Source organism: Streptomyces sp. NPDC002785 (assembly GCF_040295565.1).
Lineage (GTDB): Bacteria > Actinomycetota > Actinomycetes > Streptomycetales > Streptomycetaceae > Streptomyces.
In genome coordinates, this window is the sequence record NZ_JBEOVN010000057.1 from 16251 (window position 1) to 36802 (window position 20552).

Annotated in this window: 23 protein-coding genes and 3 pseudogenes; 15 read left to right on the forward strand and 11 right to left on the reverse strand. The window is 69.3% G+C overall.

Going from position 1 to position 20552, the window contains the following annotated elements; translation table 11 throughout:
- Positions 1–40: 40 nt before the first annotated feature.
- The 5 genes from ABTZ94_RS16245 to ABTZ94_RS16260 all read right to left on the reverse strand — a co-directional run bounded on the left by ABTZ94_RS16245 (position 41) and on the right by ABTZ94_RS16260 (position 4525).
- Entirely contained in the window at positions 41–616 is a 576-nt protein-coding gene (locus ABTZ94_RS16245; protein WP_351201563.1) for a recombinase family protein, read from the reverse strand.
- Between the two features lie 159 nt (positions 617–775).
- Complete coding sequence (locus tag ABTZ94_RS16250; RefSeq protein WP_351201565.1) at positions 776–1975, reverse strand: TniQ family protein; 1200 nt, start codon at positions 1973–1975, stop codon at positions 776–778.
- Positions 1972–2484, reverse strand: a complete 513-nt coding sequence (locus ABTZ94_RS37870; protein ID WP_502967254.1) for a TniB family NTP-binding protein — start codon at positions 2482–2484, stop codon at positions 1972–1974. The genes ABTZ94_RS16250 and ABTZ94_RS37870 overlap by 4 nt, the downstream gene beginning before the upstream one ends.
- The gene (locus ABTZ94_RS37875) at positions 2430–2882 is read right to left on the reverse strand and encodes a TniB family NTP-binding protein (protein WP_502967255.1); all 453 of its coding nucleotides are present in this window, start codon (positions 2880–2882) and stop codon (positions 2430–2432) included. Before ABTZ94_RS37875 ends, ABTZ94_RS37870 begins: the two co-directional genes overlap by 55 nt.
- Positions 2876–4525 (reverse strand): transposase, encoded by a 1650-nt coding sequence (locus ABTZ94_RS16260; protein ID WP_502967256.1) that lies wholly within the window; start codon positions 4523–4525, stop codon positions 2876–2878. Before ABTZ94_RS16260 ends, ABTZ94_RS37875 begins: the two co-directional genes overlap by 7 nt.
- A 158-nt stretch (positions 4526–4683) precedes the next feature.
- Between ABTZ94_RS16260 and ABTZ94_RS16265 the strand changes: the two genes are divergently transcribed.
- The 4 genes from ABTZ94_RS16265 to ABTZ94_RS16280 all read left to right on the forward strand — a co-directional run bounded on the left by ABTZ94_RS16265 (position 4684) and on the right by ABTZ94_RS16280 (position 8414).
- Positions 4684–5580 (forward strand): tyrosine-type recombinase/integrase, encoded by an 897-nt coding sequence (locus ABTZ94_RS16265; RefSeq protein ID WP_351201567.1) that lies wholly within the window; start codon positions 4684–4686, stop codon positions 5578–5580.
- 32 nt (positions 5581–5612) lie between these two features.
- Positions 5613–5735 (forward strand): PmrA, encoded by a 123-nt coding sequence (locus ABTZ94_RS16270; protein ID WP_351201569.1) that lies wholly within the window; start codon positions 5613–5615, stop codon positions 5733–5735.
- A gap of 322 nt (positions 5736–6057) precedes the next feature.
- Positions 6058–7116 (forward strand): ribosome small subunit-dependent GTPase A, encoded by a 1059-nt coding sequence (rsgA, locus tag ABTZ94_RS16275; protein WP_351201597.1) that lies wholly within the window; start codon positions 6058–6060, stop codon positions 7114–7116.
- Positions 7113–8414: a GNAT family N-acetyltransferase gene (locus ABTZ94_RS16280; RefSeq protein WP_351201571.1), complete on the forward strand. Its 1302-nt coding sequence runs from the start codon at positions 7113–7115 to the stop codon at positions 8412–8414. Before rsgA ends, ABTZ94_RS16280 begins: the two co-directional genes overlap by 4 nt.
- A gap of 127 nt (positions 8415–8541) precedes the next feature.
- Here the strand turns inward: ABTZ94_RS16280 and ABTZ94_RS16285 are convergent, their stop codons facing one another.
- Positions 8542–8754 carry a Tn3 family transposase gene (locus ABTZ94_RS16285; protein WP_351201573.1) on the reverse strand — a complete coding sequence of 71 codons (213 nt, stop codon included), beginning with the start codon at positions 8752–8754 and terminating at the stop codon, positions 8542–8544.
- A 7-nt stretch (positions 8755–8761) separates the two neighbouring features.
- On the opposite strand from ABTZ94_RS16285, the gene ABTZ94_RS16290 reads away from it, so the two are divergent.
- On the forward strand, positions 8762–9133 hold the full coding sequence (locus ABTZ94_RS16290; protein WP_351201575.1) for a hypothetical protein: 372 nt from the start codon (positions 8762–8764) through the stop codon (positions 9131–9133).
- 83 nt (positions 9134–9216) lie between these two features.
- Positions 9217–9612: a hypothetical protein gene (locus tag ABTZ94_RS37880; protein WP_502967257.1), complete on the forward strand. Its 396-nt coding sequence runs from the start codon at positions 9217–9219 to the stop codon at positions 9610–9612.
- Positions 9613–9802: 190 nt separating this feature from the next.
- Here the strand turns inward: ABTZ94_RS37880 and ABTZ94_RS16300 are convergent, their stop codons facing one another.
- The 3 genes and pseudogenes from ABTZ94_RS16300 to ABTZ94_RS16310 all read right to left on the reverse strand — a co-directional run bounded on the left by ABTZ94_RS16300 (position 9803) and on the right by ABTZ94_RS16310 (position 11357).
- Positions 9803–10378 carry a putative endonuclease domain-containing protein gene (locus tag ABTZ94_RS16300; protein ID WP_351201603.1) on the reverse strand — a complete coding sequence of 192 codons (576 nt, stop codon included), beginning with the start codon at positions 10376–10378 and terminating at the stop codon, positions 9803–9805.
- 9 nt (positions 10379–10387) lie between these two features.
- Positions 10388–10447, reverse strand: a pseudogene (locus ABTZ94_RS16305) (hypothetical protein); the annotation flags it as partial.
- Between the two features lies 1 nt (position 10448).
- Positions 10449–11357 (reverse strand): zinc-ribbon domain-containing protein, encoded by a 909-nt coding sequence (locus tag ABTZ94_RS16310; RefSeq protein ID WP_351201577.1) that lies wholly within the window; start codon positions 11355–11357, stop codon positions 10449–10451.
- Between the two features lie 183 nt (positions 11358–11540).
- On the opposite strand from ABTZ94_RS16310, the gene ABTZ94_RS16315 reads away from it, so the two are divergent.
- The 3 genes from ABTZ94_RS16315 to ABTZ94_RS16325 all read left to right on the forward strand — a co-directional run bounded on the left by ABTZ94_RS16315 (position 11541) and on the right by ABTZ94_RS16325 (position 14431).
- Entirely contained in the window at positions 11541–11906 is a 366-nt protein-coding gene (locus tag ABTZ94_RS16315; RefSeq protein WP_351201579.1) for a hypothetical protein, read from the forward strand.
- A 108-nt stretch (positions 11907–12014) separates the two neighbouring features.
- Complete coding sequence (locus ABTZ94_RS16320) at positions 12015–14084, forward strand: PhoX family protein (RefSeq protein WP_351201581.1); 2070 nt, start codon at positions 12015–12017, stop codon at positions 14082–14084.
- A gap of 167 nt (positions 14085–14251) precedes the next feature.
- On the forward strand, positions 14252–14431 hold the full coding sequence (locus ABTZ94_RS16325) for a hypothetical protein (protein ID WP_351201583.1): 180 nt from the start codon (positions 14252–14254) through the stop codon (positions 14429–14431).
- Positions 14432–14450: 19 nt separating this feature from the next.
- On the opposite strand, the gene ABTZ94_RS16330 is transcribed toward ABTZ94_RS16325, so the two are convergent.
- Entirely contained in the window at positions 14451–15122 is a 672-nt protein-coding gene (locus tag ABTZ94_RS16330; protein WP_351201585.1) for a hypothetical protein, read from the reverse strand.
- 530 nt (positions 15123–15652) lie between these two features.
- Between ABTZ94_RS16330 and ABTZ94_RS16335 the strand changes: the two genes are divergently transcribed.
- Both ABTZ94_RS16335 and ABTZ94_RS16340 read left to right on the forward strand, forming a co-directional pair.
- Positions 15653–16180 carry a DUF6879 family protein gene (locus ABTZ94_RS16335; RefSeq protein WP_351201587.1) on the forward strand — a complete coding sequence of 176 codons (528 nt, stop codon included), beginning with the start codon at positions 15653–15655 and terminating at the stop codon, positions 16178–16180.
- 28 nt (positions 16181–16208) lie between these two features.
- Positions 16209–16880: pseudogene (locus tag ABTZ94_RS16340) on the forward strand (Scr1 family TA system antitoxin-like transcriptional regulator); the annotation flags it as partial.
- Positions 16881–16892: 12 nt separating this feature from the next.
- Here the strand turns inward: ABTZ94_RS16340 and ABTZ94_RS16345 are convergent.
- Positions 16893–18140, reverse strand: coding sequence for an IS110 family RNA-guided transposase (locus ABTZ94_RS16345; RefSeq protein WP_351201589.1), 1248 nt, complete (start codon positions 18138–18140; stop codon positions 16893–16895).
- A gap of 499 nt (positions 18141–18639) precedes the next feature.
- Here ABTZ94_RS16345 and ABTZ94_RS16350 point away from each other — a divergent pair.
- The 4 genes and pseudogenes from ABTZ94_RS16350 to ABTZ94_RS16365 all read left to right on the forward strand — a co-directional run.
- Positions 18640–18825, forward strand: a pseudogene (locus tag ABTZ94_RS16350) (transcriptional regulator); the annotation flags it as partial.
- A gap of 96 nt (positions 18826–18921) precedes the next feature.
- Complete coding sequence (locus tag ABTZ94_RS16355) at positions 18922–19101, forward strand: hypothetical protein (protein WP_351201591.1); 180 nt, start codon at positions 18922–18924, stop codon at positions 19099–19101.
- Positions 19102–19145: 44 nt separating this feature from the next.
- On the forward strand, positions 19146–19541 hold the full coding sequence (locus tag ABTZ94_RS16360; RefSeq protein WP_351201599.1) for a DUF6415 family natural product biosynthesis protein: 396 nt from the start codon (positions 19146–19148) through the stop codon (positions 19539–19541).
- A 342-nt stretch (positions 19542–19883) separates the two neighbouring features.
- On the forward strand, positions 19884–20414 hold the full coding sequence (locus ABTZ94_RS16365; protein ID WP_351201593.1) for a hypothetical protein: 531 nt from the start codon (positions 19884–19886) through the stop codon (positions 20412–20414).
- Positions 20415–20552: the final 138 nt, after the last annotated feature.

Consider the following 20552-nt stretch of genomic DNA (forward strand, 5'->3'; position numbering starts at 1 on the left):
TGGGAACAGACCGATAGCACGTATACGACGGCCACCCCGGCTATCCCTTCAGGTAGCGGTGCAGGGAGGTCTTGGGGATGCCGGTCTTGGCGCTGATCTCCCCGTAGCTGGCGCCTTGACCTTGGAGCAGACGCGCATACTCGATCTTGTCGGCTGGGTGGGCAACGGGCCGGCCGATGCGGCGGCCTGCCGCTTCGGCCACGGCGCGGGCGTGGGCGGCCCGCTCCGCGGTGAAGGTCCGCTCCATCTCGGCGAACAGGGCCAGCAGCAGGAAGGCGATGCGGCCCATGCCCTCGTTGGCGGTGTTGATCGGCAGCGGGTCGGCCAGTGAACGCACTCCGACCTGCTTCTCGTTCAGATCGTGGACGAGGTTGAGGACTTCGCGCAGGTTGCGGCCGAGCCGGTCCAGGGTGTGCACCACGATGGTGTCCCCGGGGCGGACGTAGGCGAGCAGGTCGGCCAGGCCGGGGCGTTCGACGGTGGCACCGCTCTTCTTGTCCACGTAGATCTGCTTCTCGGGGATGCCCACCTCGCCGAGGGAGTCGAGCTGGCGTTCCAGGCTCTGTTTGGTGGTGGAAACCCGCGCGTATCCCGTGGGGCGGTTGTCGGTTCCCATGGCGGCACACCGTACCGGAAGTCGGCTCCGTACGGGTCTTTCGGAACGCCTCTTGTGGAACGACTTTCGGAACGATCGGCGGTGCGATCGGCCAAGGATGCACGCCTCCTGACGGAGCGTGTGATGTCCTGTTCCACTTCCAAGGATGTGGAACACGCATCAGGCAAGGTCGGTGCGACCGAGATCGCGGGCGCTGGGCAGGAAGTCGGAGGGCACGCCGACGCCGAACAAGAAGGCGCGCTCTTCTTCGAACCGGTCGAGGGTTCGGCAGCCGAGGGTGAGCAAGATCAAGAGCTGCCGGGCGGCGTCTCGGTCCGTGCGTGCCAGGACGAGGGCCGTCTCTATCTCGGCCATGGCCTCCTGCCAGGAACTGCGGTGCGGGGGCTGCCGGTCGCCGTCGTAGATGTGCCGGTGCTCCAGCCGCAGCGTGGAAGCGAGGCGGCCGAAGGCGATGATGGTCCCATCGACGACCAGGTGCAGGGCAGTGCCGGCGGCGTGCAACATCGCCTCTTGGACGTCGGGCTTGAGGTGTTCGTACGGCCGCCAGGTGGTCAACCCGGCGCGCTCTTCGAGCCCGGCGGCCTGCCACACCTGTTCCAGTGTGGCCCGGCCGTGGCTACGTCGGCCGCTCGGGGAGAGGCTGACCTCGTCCAGCAGGCAGCGCAGCAGCCGGAACCAGACCCCGGCGTGCACGCTGCGGCCCGGCAGGGTGACCCGCCCGGTGGTGAGCCCTTCGTAGGTGTAGCGGTCCACGGTGGCCAGCGGTTCGGCCAGCGGCACGGGGCCCGGCCCCTCCTGGTCGACGGCGACGGACAGAGCGACCGCGGTGGCGTCTTCCAGGCGGCACCCGTGCTCGACGCAACCGGTCATCAGCGGCAGCCGCCACAACAGGGCCCGCCCGCGCCCGGGGTCGGCGGCGCACACGGGACAGGCCCGGTGCAGGGGCCAGTATCCAAGCCATGGTCCCGGCCAGCGCTTCCAGCGGTCGCCCTGGTTGGTGCCGGCCTCCCCGGGAACCAGGAGGACGGAGTTGTCCCGGACGTAGGCGTCGAACATCGGCTGCGTGTCCTGGAGCGGCACGGTGAGCTTGTCGAACAGCCACGGTTCCCAGCCGACCAGCGTCATCGCCCGCAGCTGGGCGAGCTCGACCCCAGTGCGCTCGGCCAGCGCGGTGAGCATCGCCATCGGCGGGTCGTAGTCGAGGTCTGCCGGGACGTCCAGGTCGACCAGACCGAGGTTGCGGGTGAGTAGGTCTTTCACCGGCATCTCGTACAGCCCGGCCAGCCGGTCCAGCCATGACGACAGCGACTCCAGAGGGCCGGGCTGAGGGTGCAGAGGCCAGCGCCGCGGTGGACTCACGTCAGCTCGCGCTCGAACAGCCGACGCCGCTCGGTCGGCCCGTCGTACGGCGCCAGTAGCAGAGTGCGCTGGTTGATGGCCTCTTCACCCGACTCGATCGCGGCCACCGCGGCGTCGGTGAGCAGATGGGCCAGCTCGCCGATCGTGCTCTCGCTGCGGGTGAGCAGGTAGCCGGCCATCTCGGCGGTGGCGATCGGCGAGGGCCTGCGCAGCGGGAACGCCGCGGCGAAGCTGGCCAACAGCGAGCAGGCGTCGGCGTCTGCCTCCCAGCGGGGCAGCGTCAGCGGCGCGAACCGGTTCTCCAACTGGTCGTCGGCTCGGATGGCCAGGTAGGCATCCCGGGTGCCGACGCCGACCAGCGGGATGCGCAACTCGTTGCCCAGGAAACGCAGCAGGTTCAAAAACTCCCGGCGGCGGTCGCCGCGTCCGCCGAGGACGTTGTGCAGCTCGTCGATCACCAGCATCCGCACTCCGGCCGACCGCAGCAGCCGCAGCGCCAACTGCTCCACGTCGGCCAGCCGGTAGCGGGCCCGCAGTGGGGCACCCTCCCGGCCAGCAGCGCGGTGTAGAAGCGGATTACCGACGGATCGGAGGGCATCTGCACCGCCAGCACGGGAATCTCCTCGCGGTCCGGGTGCGAGATCGGCGGGTTGGTGCGGCGGAACTTCTCCACGATCATCGACTTGCCGTTGTTCGTCGGCCCGATCAGCAGCAGATTCGGCATCCGCTGCTTGGACGGCCACGACAACAGCGTCTCCAGTCGCTCCAGGGCCTCTATGGCGCGCGGGTAGCCAATCCACCGGTCCGCCCGCACGTACCGCAGCCGCTCGGCGTCCGACAGCCGCGCGATCTGCTGCGCGGCCGGGTGCAGGTGCGACAGATCCACCAGCTCGTCCTCGTTCACCACTGCTCGATCACCTCAAACGGCCTCGCCACAGCCTCCCCGCCCTGGTTGGCGGGCGGGGCAGGCGGCTTCTGAGGCGGCGTCGGCCGCCGGGGACCGGGCGGCGCCTCGGTGCGGCGCTGGCGGTCCCGGCGGGCCTTGCGAGTGCTGGCCGCGGCGGCCTCGGTGATCTCGCGCGTCTGCACCACCATGGCGAACAATGCGTTCTCATCGACCTCGGCGCGGCCCACCTCGCGCAGCCGCGTGGCGGCCGCCTTCTGCTCCCACACGCTGATCGGCGGCCTCGACAGCGTCCGGTAGGGAACCTTCACGTAGGTGTCCTGGTCCGGGTCCAGGGCCCAGATACGGCTGATGTCGCGCGGATCGCGACGCAGGACGAACCGGCCCAGCCGCTCGCGGCGGGCGATCCACGGCTTCAGCGCGTCGCTGTAGTACTGCACGTGGTCGATGACGAACCCCGACCGCGACAACGTCCGGCGGACCACCGGCAGGAAGTCCACCAAGAACGCGGTCTCATTGGTCACCATCACCGGCGAGGCCACCGCGGCCATCTCCGCCCAGACCCCCGCCGGGGTGCGGCTCAACCCCTCGTGCACCTGGCCGTGGTAGCAGCACGCCGCCAAGGCCAGCCACCGCTGCAACTCCCTTAAGGTCAAAACGGCCTTGGCATCGCTGTCGTAAGCGCCGCGCTCGGCAGTATTGGAGAACGTGGTGCCTGGCAGCTCGTGGACCATCTCCATCATCGTGCCGATCAGCCGCTCGATGATCCCGCCGAAGTACGGCAGGCCGGGCGGCCGGTAACGCAGCCTGACGCCGTGCTGGTCGCAACCGCGACGCAGAGCCTCACTCTTGAACTCTGCGGCGTTGTCCACATACAGCTCGCGCGGCTTGCCGCTCATCGGCCACACCACCTCGGCCCCCAGCCTCTCCAGCCACGGTCGCTTGTCGGTGGCCGCATGCGCCAGGCACAGCCCCACCGAGGTCGCCGACGGTGCCTCCAGCGTCACCACCAGGCCCACCACACATCGGCTGACCACGTCGATCGCCGCCGTCAGATACGGCCGGCCGATCGGCAGCCGGTGCTGCTCGTCGACCACGATCACATCCACCGGCGTGTGGTCGACCTGGACCTGCTCCAACACCGCGGTGACCTCGGGAGGCGTGCCGCCCGCCGACCGCAGCGGACGGGCTGCCTCGCTTCCCTCCCGCGCGGTGGCGGAAGCAACCGGGTCCAGCTGTGCGATCCGGCGTCGCACCGTCCCGCGGGAGGGAACCTGCAGATCACGAGCCCGGCACTGGCGCGTGATCTCCCGGTGGATCACCGCTACAGTTCGGCGCTGCCGCGTCAGGTACCGGGTGCGCAGTACCTCTTGAACGATCGCCTCGACCTCATCGGACAGACGTCCACCGCCGCGCCCACCGCTGGAGTGGCCCGGCAGCAGGTCTGATACCACCCCTTCACCCGCCCGCCACCGCCCGACCAGCACGTACACCTGGCGCCGGGAGATCTGAAGCATCGCGGCTGCCTCGTCCGCGTCCGCCAGCCCCACCGTGTCCTTCTCGGCGAGCGGGCCTATCACTGCGGCCTGCCTCACTACGGCATCCCACAGCTCGTCTGGCGCGGTCAGCACCCCGCGCTCGGCCACCCGTCTATCGACCATCCGGAAGCCCCCGTCGCGCACACGACTACGGCTAAGTCAACCGTAGTGCAGGCGACTTCGGGCCGTCTGGAAGTTCGCACTTCCCTGCGCTCGGCGGAGAATCCCCAGCTCATCCGTGCACGCGACTACGGACTTTCACACCGGTGACCGAGCTCGGGAGCGGGGGCGCGCTCCGGCTGCCGCGGGCCCGCGTCGTGCCCATGTCCGCCCCTCCGGCCACGTACACGACGGCGGTCGAGCGGTTTCTCACCGGCGCGGGCATCGCGAAGTCCTCCGCGCGGATCTACCGGATTTCACTGACGACGTGGGGGTGGATGTTCGCCGGCGAACGCGCGCCGACGGGTCCGGCCCGCCGCGGTGCGAAGCCGCCGCTCCTCCCTGTCGCTGCGATCGACGATCCGGTGCTGCCGGAGGTGCTGGCCGAGCTGGCGGCGGCGCGGGCGGACGAGATGGACGCCGACACCGTCAACCGGGAGCTGTCCATCGCGCGCAAGGCGATCGGCTGGTGGCAGCGCCAGGGCTGGATCGAAGGCGATCCGACGGTCGGCATCGAGCGGCGGCCGGCGCCGCCGGACCGCACCAAGGCGCTGGCCGAGAACCAGATCGCCGCCCTGTGGCGCCTGGACGTCGGGCTCCGGGAGAAGACGCAGTGGAAGATGCTCTACGAGTCCGCCGCACGGGCCGATGAGGTGCTGCGACTGAATGTGGAAGACCTGTACCCGCAGGACAAGCGCGGCAAGATCACTGCCAAGGGCGGGGCGACCGAGTGGATTCACTGGCAGTCCGGCACCGCCCAGCTGCTGCCCCGGCTCATCGCCCGCCGTACCCGCGGCCCGCTGTTCCTCACTGACCGCAAGGCCCCGGCCGGAACACCCAGCTGGACGTGTGCCCGGAGACCGGCCGGGCCCGGCTCTCCTACCGCCGGGCCGAGGAGATCTTCGAGGAGAACACCCAGCCGCTGGCCAACCCCCTCGCCTCACCCGAGGACATCGAGAACCTGGACGGCTGGACCCTGCACCGGCTCCGCCACAGCGCCCTGATACACGACGCCGAGGGCGGCACCTCCACACCGATGCTGCTGGCCCGCTCCCGCCACACCTCCGTCCGCTCCCTGGAGCGGTACGCACGCCCAGGCGTCGACGCGGTCGCCCGGCACGTCGCCGAACGCGACCCCGCCGCACGCCGCCGGAGCTGAACCGTGCGCCAGCGGGCGCATCTCCATTTCCGGCATCGTCCGACGCTGGGAATGGAGGTGCTAGCATCAGCGGCGCAGAGACAACCGGGTCAACTGCGGGACCAGAAGGGGGAGGTGAGTTGATGACTGTCGCAGAGGCCACTGCCGTGTGCAGTGCCCGCCGGACCATCCTCACGTCCCGGGCCCTGGTCTGACCTGACGTCGATGCCCCCGCAAGAGCTCTGACGGCTCGCGGAAGGCCATCCTCTGTGCCGATCGGGGTCCCTGTTCAAGGGTCTCTACGTTGTCTCAACTCCTTTCGCATCATGCTCAGCCGTATTCCCTGGTGGACTACGGCTGGGACGAGGCGTGTGAGCACGCCTTCGCACCCCATCGAACTGCCGGGCTGATCCCGGCCCGCATCGTGCGAGCCGAACGCGGCTCGTGCGAAGCAGTCACCGACGCCGGAATCATCCGTGCGCAGATTCCCGGCACCGCCGATCACGGTGATCCGCTGTCGGCGCCGTGCACGGGTGACTGGGCGGCGCTGCGCCCTGTCACCACCGGCCATGCGCCGGTGCTGCACGCGATGCTGGAGCGGCGTAACGCCCTGGTGCGCTCGTCTTCTTCGCGTACCTCGCACGGCCAGGTCCTGGCCGCCAACGTCGACACGGTCGTGGTGACGGTGTCGCTGGCGGCACCGCTCAAGCACGGCCGGACCGAACGCATGCTCGCCCTGGCCTGGGAGAGCGGCGCCCAGCCGGTCGTGGTGCTCACCAAGGCCGACGCGTGCGCGGACGTGCCCTCGGCTCAGGCCCAGGTGTCCGGGGTGGCCGCCGGAGTGGACGTGCTGGTCACCAGCGCCGTGACCGGGCAGGGCCTGGACACCCTGACCTCCGTCCTGAACGGCACCATCGTGCTGCTGGGCCCCTCCGGAGCGGGCAAGTCCACCCTGGGCAACCAGCTCCTGGGCGAGGAGCGGCTGGCGACCGGCGCCGTGCGCGACGCGGACGGCAAGGGCCGGCACACCACCGCATGGCGGGAGCTGATCCCGCTGCCCGGCGGGGGTGTCCTGCTGGACACCCCCGGTCTGCGTGCGATCGGTCTGCACGACGCCCAGGACGGGCTGGAGCAGACCTTCGCCGAGATCGAACACCTCGCGCAGGACTGCCGGTTCACGGACTGCGCACACGTGAGCGAACCCGGCTGCGCGGTGCTGGCCGCCGTCGAGGCAGGCGAGATTCCCCAGCGCCGTCTGAACAGCTACCGCCAGCTGCTGCGGGAGAACACCTACGCCGCCTCCCGCACCGACGCCCGGATGCGCGCCGACCGCGAGGCCGCCAAGAAGGACATCACGCGGCACCTGCGCGCCACCTACCAGTTCCGGGAGCGCCAGCAGTGAACAACAGCGACACCCCCGACCACGCCCCCGGCAGCGACCCGGGGACGCAGGCGTTCTTCACCCTGCACCACGACCTGCCCCGGCAGGGCCCCGGCTCGGACGCCACCACACGGCGCCTGCTGGAGATGGCCGGTCCGCTGCCCGAGCACCCGCGGGTGCTGGACGCGGGCTGCGGCCCCGGCCGCTCCACCCTGCTGCTGGCCGAAGAAGCCGGCGCGCACGTGACCGCAGTCGACCTGCACCAGCCGTACCTGGACGGCCTCGCCGCCGAGGCGGCCCGCCGTGGCCTGAGCGACCAGGTCACGGTCGTCAACTGCTCGATGGACCGGCTGCCCGTCCCCGATCACAGCTTCGACGTGATCTGGGCCGAGGGGTCCGTATACACCATCGGCTTCGACGTCGCCCTGCGCGCCTGGCGTCGCCTGCTCGCCCCGGACGGCGTCCTCGTCGTCACCGAAATCGAATGGACCGTGCCCAGCCCCGCTGCCCCGGCGCGCGCCTACTGGGACGCGGCCTACCCGCTGCGCACCCACGCCGCGAACACCGACGCCGCACAGGCCGCCGGCTACCGTCTCCGCGCGCACTGGCCGCTGCCGGAAAGCGACTGGTGGGACGAGTACTACACGCCGCTCACTCAGCGGATGGACCGAGCGGACGCGCAGCGCCCCGGCATGCCGCAGGCCCTGGCCGCACACCGGACAGAAATCAACATGCGGCGCGAACACGGCAGCGACTACGACTACGCCGCCTACCTCCTCCACCCCCACGACACCACCGAGAACGGAACCATGACCACCTGGACCGCCTGTCCCGAGGCCGCCGACGACATCTCCGCCATCCGCGACATCCTCCTCGCGGCCTTCCCTACCGCCCAGGAGGCCGACATCGTCGACGCCCTGCGCGCCGACCCGCAGGCATGGATCGACGGACTGTCGATGGTCACCGCTACTCCCGACGGCATCCGGCTCGGGTACGCGCTGCTCACCCGATGCCACGTCGACGGCGTACCCGCCCTCGCCCTGGCACCGTGCGCGGTACTGCCCTCCGCCCAGCGCACCGGCGCCGGCTCCGCCGCCATCCGCGCCGCACTCGACGCCGCCCGCACCATGGGCGAAAACCTCGTCCTCGTCCTGGGACACGCCGACTACTACCCTCGGTTCGGCTTCACCCCCGCCTCCCGCTTTGGCATCCAAGCACCCTTCGAGGCACCTGACGAGGCAATGATGGCCATGGCCCTCGACGACACCCGCCCCGTCCCGACCGGCACCATCCACTACCCCGCCGCATTCGGCGTCTGACCCCTCCTGTGGTGCCCCGGGGCTCAAACACCCGGGGTACCACAGCCCCTTCCAGTCACACGTCCATCGGGTTCAGGGCCGTACGCCGGCTCAGGCAGCCTGGCCGAAGCCGTCGGCGGTCGCGGTTTCATCGCGCAGCCGGGGTGAAGTCGACGTCGAGCTTCGGGTCGTACTCCTCGGGCTGGATGCCGAGTTCGTGGGTGGAGTACTCGCCAAACCGGTTGATGTGCTCGGTCAGGTAGGGCGAGATGTGTGCCAGGTCCTCCGGAGCGATCGTCCAGCCCTCCTCCAGCAGCTGCCGCACGATCTCGGCGATGTCCAGGGCGTTGTGGAAAATCACTGCGTTCGTGAGCAGAGCATTGAAGCTGGAGCGCTACGACGCCTACCGCAACGCCCCGGCGTCCGGACACGGGAACGCCGCCCGTGCCCCGCGCTCCCACTGGCAGGAGACCTACGCCGGGCCGTCCCTGGAGCGGCCCTTCCCGCCGGTGCTGTTCGTCTTCGCCCCAGCCCCGCGCCGCGCGGCCCCGGCCACGAGGGAGGCCGCCTTCCACGACCGCGCCCGCCGTGTCTCGAACGTGGACTACCGGCTCACGGTGGCGACCACGACCCTGCCCCTGCTGACGAAGGACGGGGCTGACCGGCCGGTGTGGCGGGTCGTCGGCAAGAGCCACGGCGAGGAACGCCGCACCCTGGCCTCGCTGCCGAAGGCGCGGTGAGCACGGCAGGCCCGGCCTCCACCGGGCCGGGCCCGCCGGCCATCGCGGCCCGCGCTGTCGGTGGCGGCTGGAAGGCTGGTCGGATGAACGCCGATGACGAGCAGCTGCTGCGCGGCCGGGTGTACGGCCACGACCACGACGACCCCAACCCCGGCCCGCTCCCGCACCAGACGTACGCCGCACTCGTCGGCGGACCGCTGGACGGACTGCTGCTCGACATCACCGGCTGGCGGCCGGAGGAAGTCGACGACGGCGTCGCCCTGACCACCGAGCTGGGGCGGTGGCCCGGGTGTGGTGTGCCGCTTCCACTACTCCGGCGACACACCCTGACCGCTGCGGACGACGGCCCGGACCTCCCACCGGAGGACCGGGCCGCCGTAGTGGGCGCGGAGGTTGATCAGGTGCGCCTCCGCCAACAGACAGAGGAAGAGGCCGCCCCGCAGAAGGCCGGCCGCTGGCGCTCCCGCTTCCGCACCTGACCCGTCAGCCGCGGCGACCACCACGCGGGCAAGCCCAAGGTGGCCTTGGGCAAGCCCGCGTTGTCGGTGGTGGCTGGAAGGCTGGTTGGATGAACGGCGATGAGCAGCTGCTGAACGGGCAGGTCTACGGCCACGACGTTTCTCAACCCCGGCCAGCTCCCGCACCGGACGTGCGCCGCCCAGAGCGCCGTCACCACAAGGACTGTTGAATGCCTGATATCCGGCCGACGCTGGGCTGAGGCACCGTCCGATCAGTGGTCGGCACGGTGGCGGGCCGGAGTTCGGTGATGAGCCTTTCCGCCAGCTCCGCTCCGAGGCGACGCCCGCCCGTGATGTAGGAGCGGGCGCGCTTGCGTATCCCAGTGGGCCAGGCCTTCAGCGACATGATGTGATCGAGGACGATGCTGGCGGCCGTGAAGGGGTCGGCGACATCGCTGCTCCGGGTGAGCTGGAGTGGTTCTTCCCGGACGCGCACCACCGTCCAGGTCGGGCGGCTGCGCTCCACGGCTTCCGCCTTCAGCCGGTCGCGTTCGGCTGCATCCCGGTGCCAGTACGAGCCGTCGAACTCCACCGCCACAGCCTGGTCGTGATCTGCGGGGAAGAGCATGTCGAGCCGGCGGCCGTGCTCGGTCCGGAGCGGGTACTGCTGCTCTCCGCCGGTGAGGACGAGCTGAAGTTCGGCGAACAGTTCCGTCTCCTGTCGGGAGACGCTTGTACGCTTACGGCAGTGCGGGCAGCCCTGCCTCCCCATAAACACATGCGCCACCTGCGCGGACCATGGTTCGTGTCCGGCGGTGCACAGCCACCAGACAGGCACGTTGGCTCCGGCGGTCACCTCAGATGGGGTGAGGGCACTGTTCAGAGACGGGTGCCACAGGGCGGAGACCTCGGGGCTCTCGCTCGCCAGATCCTGGTAGCGCACCCGGCCCGGAACAGGTGGGGCATCCGGTCACTCCGCGGACGCGGTGGAACACCTTGGCCCGGAACTCGCCGGAGCAAACGGCGCACGTCCACCAGACCACACGATGTGAACCGGTAGTGACAGCACCGGCCGTCAGTTCGTTGTTGCGTGCCGGATGCCATTCCGCAGCCAGATCCGGCCGCGCGTCTGGCAGGGCGGGAGAATGCTGCCGTCTCGCGCAGTGCGGGCAGCCCGACCCGGCGATGGCCCGGTGTCTCACCTTGGTCTCCCATCGGTGGCCCAGGGAGCAACGCCATCCCAGCCGCACAGGGGAGTTGACCAGCAGCTCCGCCACGTCGGCAGGTGCGGTGTCGGTATCCACCTGCGCGAACAGCTCTGGCATGTCGGCCAGAAGCCCGGCCGGGACATCCCGGCCAGCCCGGGAGCAGGCCGGGCAGCCAGTGCCGCGGCTGCGGTTGGCTATTTGCGCCTGGTACTCGTGCCCGACCGGGCAGCGCCACCAGACCTTGTGGTGAGAGCCGGGCCCGAACTGATCCGGCGGGGCCTCGTTGCGCGGGTGCCACTCTGCTATCAGGCCAGGTGAGTGCTCGCTGAGCGTGGTCCGGCCGCGCAGCACGTATCCCGCGCACTGGGGGCAGCCGCTCCCGGCGACGCGGGAGTGGACCCGAGCCTGCCAGACGTGCCCGTCGTCGCACTGCCAGTACGCCACTTTGTGGGAGCCGGGACCGATCCGTGCCAGGTCCAGGCCGGTGTTGAGATCCGGGTGCCACTGAGCGGCGATGGCTGGGTGCTCGATGACCAGGAAACGGGTGCGGCGTGTCATGGGCACGCACCGTAGGGCGTGCCACTGACATGCACTCGTCGCGGTCACCGCGCTGTCGCGGTCGCGCCGGGGTCTCCACAACGAGGGGCTCGGCGCCGGACTCTATCCACAGGCCAAAGCATTTACGGTTCGTGTCCGCTTCCGGGTGTGAGGTGCCGGGACGCAGATCGAAAGGGCACAGCCATGGCACAGACGAAGTTCGACAAGCAGGTGGAGAAGGAAGCCGAATCCCTCATGTTCGGGATCGGCCGGGTCCTGGCCGGCCGGGACCCGGATGGTGTGAGGCGCACCGATGCCACGTTCTGGCGCTCGGGCACCAGGGTCCTGCCGAAGGTGGAGGGCCGCATACGGCGCCGCTCGTACAAGGCCGGGTGGCGGCGCCTGTCCTTCCGCCTCGCTCTTGGGGCAGGCGTCGCGGAGGCCGGTTACCCTGGCCACCCAGGACCTCGACGCCACCGTGTCCGGGATGTGCTCCATCGAGCCGGCTGCCGCGTCAAACCTCCCAGCATGACCAACCAGGAGATCACCCCACCCGGTCAGTCAACGTGACAGCGCCCAGCGGTGTCCCGGTCTTCACTGTCCGTTCACCGAGAGTCCGTCGTACCGCGTGGATGCACACCTACCGTCACGCAAGACACATAGATGGAGGGGAACCACGTGCGCAATCTACTGCCGCTCATCAGCTCGCACCCGGGCGGGCGCTCTGCGCTGACCTGCCGCTACCGCTGCGGTGACGCCTGCTTCAAGGAGATACCGAACACCAGCGACAACGAGTACGCGGGTGATGTCATCGCCGGTGCCCTGTCGCGTCGCTCGATGATGCGTGCCGCCGCAGTGGTGACCGTTGCCGCTGCCGCCGGGACCGCCGCGCTGACCGGTCCGGCCGCTCCGCAGGCCGAGGCTGCGGCGCTCGCCGGCCACGGACACAAGCCCGGCCACCCGCAGCGGCCCACCATCTCGGGAGCCCGTGGCTTGCGCTTCTTGCCCGTGGCGCCCAACAAGAACGACAAGGTCACCGTCCCGGACGGATACGGCCAGAACGTGGTGATCCGCTGGGGCCAGCCGATCCTGCGCGGTGCCCCCGCCTTCAACCCGGACAAGCAGTCCGCGAAGGCGCAGGCGGGCCAGTTCGGTTACAACAACGACTTCCTCTCCCTGCTCCCGCTCCGCGGTGAGCGCGGTCGTCAGGTCCTGGTCGCTAACCACGAGTACACGGACGAGATCCTGATGTTCCGTGGGTACGATCCGGCCAACCCGACCCGTGAGCAGGTTGAGATCGCCTGGGCCGCGCACGGACTCTCCGTAGTCGTCGTCCAGGAGGAGCACCGCACCGGCAAGCTCGGTCCGGTCAGTCGGCACCCGCTCAACCGCCGGCTCACCGCGACCAGCGAGTTCCGGGTCACCGGCCCGGCAGCAGGCAGCTCCCTGCTCCGTACGTCCGCCGACCTCAGTGGCCGCAAGGTGCTCGGTACACTCAACAACTGCGCCGGTGGCACTACGCCATGGGGCACGACCCTGCACGGCGAGGAGAACTTCAACCAGTACTTCGCCAACGGCTCCACCGACATGCACAAGCGGTACGGCATCGCGGCGGGTGCCACGGAGCGTAAGTGGGAGCGTTTCGACAAGCGCTTCGATCTGGCCCAGGAGCCAAACGAGGCCAACCGCTTCGGCTGGGTCGTCGAGCTGGACCCGTACGACCCGGACTCCACCCCGCGTAAGCGGACCGCGCTGGGCCGGTTCAAGCACGAGGCCGCGCAGCCCCGACTGACCTCCGACGGGCGCCCGGTCGTCTACATGGGCGACGACGAGAAGTTCGACTACTTCTACAAGTTCGTCTCCAGCAAGCGGATGAAGAAGGGGAACTCGCGGGCGGCCCGCGAGCACAACCTGACGCTGCTGGACGAGGGAACGCTGTACGTTGCCAAGCTGAGCGGTGACTCGCCGGTCAACGAGATCGACGGCACCGGAAAGCTGCCCACTGACGGCGAGTTCGACGGCAGCGGCGTCTGGATCCCGCTCGCCACGGGCAACACCTCGCACGTGCCCGGCATGACCGCCGAGGAGGTGTACGTCTACACGCGCCTGGCCGGGGACAAGGTCGGTGCCACGAAGATGGACCGTCCCGAGGACGTCGAGCCCTCGCCGCGCACCGGCCGGGTGTACATCGCGCTCACCAACAACTCCGACCGCGGCAAGGCGGGCAAGGCTGGTGCGGACGAGGCGAACCCGCGCAACGCCAACAAGCACGGTCAGATCCTGGAGCTGGCCGAGAACTGGGACGATCCGGCGGGTGACGGCTTCGCCTGGCGCCTCTTCCTCGTCGCGGGCGATCCGAACGACCCGGCCACGTACTTCGCCGGCTTTCCCAAGGAGAAGGTCAGCCCGATCTCCTGCCCGGACAACGTGGCCTTCGATGACCACGGCAACCTGTGGATCTCCACGGACGGCAACCAGCTCGGCTCGCACGACGGGCTGTTCGGGGTCGCGACGCAGGGCAAGCGGCGCGGTGAGCTGAAGCAGTTCCTGACTGTTCCGACCGGCGCCGAGACGTGTGGTCCGCTCATCCAGGACCGCCGGGTCCTGGTCGCCGTGCAGCACCCCGGTGAGATCGACGGCGCGTCTGTCGAGAAGCCGGCGAGCAGCTGGCCGGACGGACCGGGGAAGATCGTCCGCCCGTCGGTCGTCGCCGTGTGGCGCAAGGACGGCGGCGACATCGGCGTCTGAGACCGGACGCGCTTCCTGCGGGGGAGTAGGACAAACATCAGGCCGGTGCCCATTTGGCGCGGGCCTGATGTGTGTCACTCAAATGTGTGTACAGGGCCCGCAGTTGCCTTGTTGGCGTGACCGGCCGATGTGACCGACGTTTGCGCTCGGTGATGTCGTGATCGGTGATGGTGCAGTGGCAGCAGGACCCGCAGGCCCGCCGTCTTCCCTCCGGGCTGTGCGACGTGCAGCAGGCCGCGATGAACCAGGCGCTGCGCGCGATCCTGTCCGCACACCGGTTCCAGATCGCCGACGGCCCGCTGGGAGAGGCGCCGCTCGTGCTGGGGCTCACCCGCTCCGGCAGGTGAGCCCCAGGAACGGCGTCGCTCAGCGGTTGTTGCGGTAGGCGATGATGCCTCCGGGGACCAGGCCGCGGCCCCGGGCGGTGCGGAACTCTTCCAGCCGCTCGGCGTCGTTGTACTGCTCCGCTGTGCTTCCCGGAGGAGTACGTACTCCGAGTTGAGGTCCGTAGAAGCACACGACGTACCCGTGGTGCAGGGCAGCTGAGTACCAGCCGGGCGAGGCGGGGACGGTGATGCGGGAGTAGACGCCGTCGTCCGGGGAACGCAGTTCGATCCGGTCGTCGGAGAGCCGGTGCAGGGCCCAGCCGGGGATGGTCCGCAGATCGGCGAAGCCGCGGGGGAAGCGCCGCAGTCCCGCTGAGATCGCGCCCTCCACCTGGATCTCCGTGGGCTCGCCGCCCGGGAGCCGGGACATCATCGCGCGTTCCGGCTCGAACAGAGCCACCGGCATCGGGTCCTCGCCGTCGGTGGTCTGCACGCTGCCGGTGTCCGGATCGATGCCGGTGACGACCTGCCCCAGCCCGAGCGAGGGAGAGTCCATGTAGAGCAGCCGGCCGTGGTCATCGACGTTGTTACTCAGCTGTGCACCCGCCGCCAGGATCTCCGCCTGGCTGACAGCCCGGTCGTCGATGTGGAACCGCTGCTGCGCCTGTTGCTGCCGGTCGCGCCGCGGTTTGTTCGCCTTGAACCGTCCCATCGGGGTCCCCCTTTCACGTGTGATCAGCCAAGCCTCAGCCAGGCGTGAGCGGCGGCACAAGACCGCCTCGCGGGCCGCGGTAGCGCTCCCTGCCCCGCCGCGACACACAAGGCTGCCGACCGGCAAGAGGTCCCGGCGCGGCCGGTCCCCCTTGCCGCTTGCGGCGTTGATCAGGCATTCCACGACGACCTGGCCCCTGGTGTCACACGAACCGGTCGCGGTGCTGTCTGTGCTCTTGACCCCCGACGGCAGGGCGCGGGACGGTCGGTGCGCAACTATGTGCAACCGGCTCGCTCGGGAGGCGATCATGGCGTTAGTTTTTTTCGGGACGGATCCGAACTCGGGTGGAGGGAACTGCCCTGCGGTGTGGGTGGATACCACCACCGCTGAGGGGCCGGAACTGGTTCTGCAGGGCAAGTTCGCCGACGCGGCGACCCGGTCCGCCTGTAGTCAGGACAGTCCGCCGGCGGATGACGAGGGAGTCATCCGTATCCCGGTCCGGATGGTGTCGCAGATCAGGAAGGCGTGTGATGCCGCAGAAGCCGCCGGCTCCCAGCTTTGAGGACCTGCTCGACTCCGCCCGGCAGCACGCCCTGCACCTGGAATTGCGGGACGTCTACGCCGTGGGGGAGGAGCGGGAGGTCTACGACACGTTCCTGCGCGACGGGACCGTGCCCGCGGACAACTCGGAGTATTGGAGCGGGTGGCTGCCGCTGGTGGAGCGGACCGTCGCCCGCGGGGTGAAGGTCCGCCGGGCCCGGATCATCTCCGAGCCCGTCACCGACTACATCCGCTTCGAGCACGCCATCACCGACGCCAACCTCCGCGCCGGCGAAGAAGTCCGCTGGCTGCCCCGCCGCCGCGCCTCCACGCTCGCACTGCCCGGCAACGACTTCTGGCTCATCGACGACCAGGTCGTGCGGTGGAACATCTTCTCCGGTGACGGCCAGGCCCTCGAACCCGACCACACCGAAGACCCCAGCGCGGTCAAGCTGTGTGCCGAGGCGTTCCGCTCGGTGTGGGACCTGGCCACTGCGCACGCCGACTACCGCATCTGACCGACGCACAGCCAAGGGCCGCCACCTCATGACGACCGCCTCCCCATCATCCAGCGCACAGGGGGCCCGCGAGGCGCTCGCCGTGCGGTTGCAGCACCTGCGCAAGGACGCTGGCCTCACCGGGAAGGAGCTCTCCGCCCGGTGCGGCTGGCACCCTGCGAAGACCACCCGCATCCAAAAGGGCGCGGTGCTGCCCTCGGACGCGGACATCCGGGCCTGGTGCATGGCGTGCGGCGCGGACGACCAGGCCGACGACCTGATCGCCACGGCCCGCGCTGTCGACTCGATGTATCTGGAGTGGCGACGGCTGCACCGCAACGGCATGCGCCAGGTCCAGGAGGACTGGTACGCCCTCCACGAGCAGACCCGCCACTGCCGGGTCTACCTCTCCAACGTGCCGCCCGGCTTTCTGTAGACGCCGGCGTTCGCGACGGCCCTCATGAACCAGATCACCGCCTTCCAGGGCACCCCCGACGACGTCGCCGAAGCGGTCGCCGCCCGCGTCGCCCGCTCCCGGTTCCTCTATGAGGGCGGACACCGCTATGTCGTCCTCATGGAGGAGTCCGTCCTGCGCTACCGCACCGCCGACCCCGAGGCGATGCGCGGGCAGCTGCGCCACCTCCTGGCCGTGATGCCGCTCGCCTCCGTCTCGTTGGGAATCATCCCGTTCACCGCACGGCGCACCGTGTGGCCGCTGGAGACTCTTAATGGGTTAAGTCAAGCCGCCTGAACCTCTCCGGCAAGACTTCTCGCGGGGGTTGTAGTCCTTCTCGTAAAGCCGACCGTCCCGGAGCATGGCCCACAGGACGGAGACTCGCTGGCGAGCGACAGCGATCACGGCCTTCTTGTGGCGGCCCTTGTCGTGCATGTAGCCCTTGTACTTGCGCAGGTACATCTCGTTCTCCCACGTTCCCGCGGTTCCGCACGCGATCTGGCTCGACAGGAAGAATGCCCGCTGGAGGGGGCGACTGTACTGGGTCGGGCGCAGGCGGTTTCCGGTGTTCGATCCGGAATCACGGGAGACGGGGGCCATCCCTGACGCGACGGCGAGCCGCCCAGCGGTCGGGAACCTGGAGATATCACCGATCGCCGCGAGAAGTTCGGCCGCGAGAACTCCACCGAAGCCAGGCATGGAAAGGACAATGGGCGCCTGGGGGTGCTGGGAGAGAAGTTCCTTGACCTTCTTCTCCAGCTCCTTCAGTCGAGTGTTCATCTCCGTGATCTTTTGAGCGAGTTCAGCCACCAGCTCGGCCGCCAGGTCTTCTTCACGGGCCGCTGACTCCTGGGACTTAGCGGCTGTCACGGCCTTCTCTGCGATAACGGCCGCCTTCCTCACCCCACGCTTGGCGAGCCAGGCAGTGAGCCTGCTCTCGCCCATACGCCGGATGGCCGCAGGTGTCTGATAGCCGGACAGGAGCACCAGCGGCCCCTCGGACCCAGCGAACTCGAAGGATCGCTCCAGCTCCGGGAAGATGCTGGTGAGTAGAGCTCTCATGCGGTTGATGGTCCTGGTACGTTCGGCTGAGAGGCCGTTGCGGTGGGCCAGGATGAGCGTGAGTTCCTTCGTGACTCTGGGGGGCGCCGGCACAGGGACGGTCTGCCGCCGGAGGCAGCGGGCGAACTCGGCAATGACGTACGAGTCCTTCAAGTCGGTCTTGCCCTGGCCACTGAAGCTCTTCTTGAAAGCCGCGAACTTCGAGCCGCTGACGTACCGCGGGTTCTGACCGTGATTAGCCAGGACTCCCAAGAGCAGAGACGCCGGTCCGTCAATGAGATCGAGAGCCCAAGTCACATGGTCCGAGATGCCCATAACCTCGCCGAATACGGTCAGGATGTCGGACTCGGAGTTGATCACCTTGCGGTTCCACAGCGGCTCGCCGTCGCTGTCAACCACCGTGATCCAGTGGTGTCCTTTGCCTATGTCGATCCCGGCCCATACCTGCGGTGGCCGCTGCGTCATCTCGTCTCTCCAGGTCGATCACGAACGGGGAACGCCAGGCCACCCCCGGAGCAAGTCCGTACAAGCGATCGAGTCGCAGCTCTTAATCAGTTAGTGAGGGTGGCCGGAAGGTCGGCCGACGCAGTCTCCAGGAGTCCTCTGATGGGCAGGCGTTCTAAAGTCGCATCCAACCTTCTGGCTGTAGATACAACGATCATCAGACAGCAAGGGCACCCACCGGCAAGTCCGTACAAGCGATCGAATCGCAACTCTTAATCAGCAGTTCCGGGGCACCCAGAAGGCCGGCCGACGGAGTCACGGTGAGCCCTTTGATGGGCAGGCAGACATTAGTCGCATCCAGCCTTCTTGGCAGGACGCGGAGTTTACAGCCCGACCGGGTGCCCACCTGCACGCCCGTACTGTAGCGATCCTGATCGCAGCTCTTAATTAGCAGCGAAGGCGAGCAGCGGCACCGGTGTACCGGGGCTGCAACTCATGCCCGATCGAGCCTGCTTGAAGGGTACGGGCGTTCTACGTCCACGACGACACGATGGCCGTGGCGGAGACGCTGACGGCGGAGATCAAGGTGAAGCAGCCGCGCGAGCTCGCCGACTACGCGAAGGCGTTCGTCGGCCTCGCGGAGATGGCCGTCTACGGCGACACGGCCCGCGCCCTGATCCGGGCCGCGATCGACGCCCTGGAGTGAACCTCCGCAATTCTCCGCAACTTCGTTGAGGGCGCGGCACGTATCTGCGTAGCGTCGAAGGCACCGACGGACCACCAGCCGGAGAGGCGGGGCCGCATGCGCGCACACACCGACACCACCGCCCCGTCGGAAGGCCGCGGTCTCCAGCTGCCCGCCTACGGCTTTCCCTCCCCGGCCCTGCTGGCCCGCGCGGACCGGGGCTTCGCCCGGTTCCTCGCCCAGCGGACCGGGGACCAGGACGACGGGGCCGACGGCGGCGAGGACACCCAGCGGTGACCGTCGGCCACCTGCGCGATGACGCCCCAGCAGCGAGGCCCGCCATGCACACCAGCACGCACACGGTCCTGTACGACCCCGAAGGACTGATCGAAGCCGGGCTTCCGCTCGACCGCGAACCGTACGAGTGCCTCGTGAAGGCAGTCCTGGCGTGGACCGGCCCGGATGCGCTGGCGGAACGCGACTACGAACAGATCGCCCTCCAGCTCACCGGACACGCCCGTGCTATTGCCTCCGACGTCCGGCGCCGCGCCGACCAGCTGCCGAAGGACAGCGGCCCCCGGGCGCTCGCGGACGTCGTCCTGCGCGAGGCGGAAGGCCGTCTGTCCACGACACTGGAGGGCACCGTTCGATGCGTCCAGAACCGCGCCCGCCTCGTCCGCGCCCTCTACGAACGACTGGATCGCCTGGAGGCCGCACCCGCGATCCGGGCTGACTGAACTGCCAGGGGCTTGCCCGGCCCTGACGGAGCGGTGCCGTGCGGCCGGGGAGGGGGTTGCACCCAAGGGCGGCTGGACAGTGGGCTGGACGGTTGCTTTCAGCGGGGGACCGGAGGTACTGCCGGAGGTGTGGACCCCCCAAATCGGACACCGCCCATTTCTGCAGGTCACCCCTTGTGGGCAAGCCGGTCCCGTGCGCGGACACCTCTTTCCCACGCGATAGCCGAGGGGAAGAGGTCTGCTTCGAGCCCCGGGGCCGACGGGCTGCGGCGGCGGAGGAAACCCCTGGTCGCCCGTTGATCGGGATGGCAGGCTTTGCCTCCACCCGAAGGGAGCTCCGCGATGACCGACAAGCCGGAGACGGAACGCGTCGACTGCTTCGCCCTGCCGGGCCCCGACAACACCCGCATCACATACGTGAAGACCAGCGGCGGGATCAGCGAGACCTGGCACAACCCCGACTGCCCGGCGCTCGCGATCATGCAGATCAACATGGAGGAGGGAAGCAAGCGGGTCCGAGAGCAGGACGCGTGGGCCCAAGGCGTCTTCCCCGCCGCGCACGAGCGGCTCAGGAAGGCCGCCGCCGCGATGCCCGCCGACACCGCCGCCCAGCCCTTCGCCGACGCCCTGAGCGAGCTGGTCCAGGCGCAGGCCGACACCACCGGCTTCGTCGTCCTGCACCGCTGGGGGCGTAGTTCCACGGTCCAGGTGCGCCGTACCTGTGGGCGCAGGGTGCACAGCCTCATGGGGCGCCCGTTCCTCCTGCCTTCAGCCGGGAGCCGACCCGCCCCTGGGGGTGAGGGGAGGGGTGTCGGCGGCACACCGCAGTGCAGACATCTGCCCTGCATGCAACGCGGCCACCTGCAGAAATAGGGCAGAGGTCTGCACTGGCAGGGCAGGGGTCTGCACCTTCGGATGGGGGAGTGACAACCTTCCCGCCCGACCCGAACCTCACCGCCCTCCGCCTGGAGCTCGCGCGGCTGGACCTACGACGAACTCGCCCGCCGCACC

What these genes read in the sequence shown, in the direction of transcription:
- ABTZ94_RS16245 (WP_351201563.1), bottom strand. Translation starts at nt 616, where the DNA reads ATGGGAACCGACAACCGCCCCACGGGATACGCGCGGGTTTCCACCACC.
- ABTZ94_RS16270 (WP_351201569.1), top strand. Translation starts at nt 5,613, where the DNA reads ATGCTGCTGGCCCGCTCCCGCCACACCTCCGTCCGCTCCCTGGAGCGG.
- ABTZ94_RS37880 (WP_502967257.1), top strand. Translation starts at nt 9,217, where the DNA reads ATGAACGCCGATGACGAGCAGCTGCTGCGCGGCCGGGTGTACGGCCAC.
- ABTZ94_RS16310 (WP_351201577.1), bottom strand. Translation starts at nt 11,357, where the DNA reads ATGACACGCCGCACCCGTTTCCTGGTCATCGAGCACCCAGCCATCGCC.
- ABTZ94_RS16315 (WP_351201579.1), top strand. Translation starts at nt 11,541, where the DNA reads ATGGCACAGACGAAGTTCGACAAGCAGGTGGAGAAGGAAGCCGAATCC.
- ABTZ94_RS16325 (WP_351201583.1), top strand. Translation starts at nt 14,252, where the DNA reads ATGGTGCAGTGGCAGCAGGACCCGCAGGCCCGCCGTCTTCCCTCCGGG.
- ABTZ94_RS16330 (WP_351201585.1), bottom strand. Translation starts at nt 15,122, where the DNA reads ATGGGACGGTTCAAGGCGAACAAACCGCGGCGCGACCGGCAGCAACAG.
- ABTZ94_RS16335 (WP_351201587.1), top strand. Translation starts at nt 15,653, where the DNA reads ATGCCGCAGAAGCCGCCGGCTCCCAGCTTTGAGGACCTGCTCGACTCC.
- ABTZ94_RS16345 (WP_351201589.1), bottom strand. Translation starts at nt 18,140, where the DNA reads ATGACGCAGCGGCCACCGCAGGTATGGGCCGGGATCGACATAGGCAAA.
- ABTZ94_RS16355 (WP_351201591.1), top strand. Translation starts at nt 18,922, where the DNA reads ATGCGCGCACACACCGACACCACCGCCCCGTCGGAAGGCCGCGGTCTC.
- ABTZ94_RS16360 (WP_351201599.1), top strand. Translation starts at nt 19,146, where the DNA reads ATGCACACCAGCACGCACACGGTCCTGTACGACCCCGAAGGACTGATC.
- ABTZ94_RS16365 (WP_351201593.1), top strand. Translation starts at nt 19,884, where the DNA reads ATGACCGACAAGCCGGAGACGGAACGCGTCGACTGCTTCGCCCTGCCG.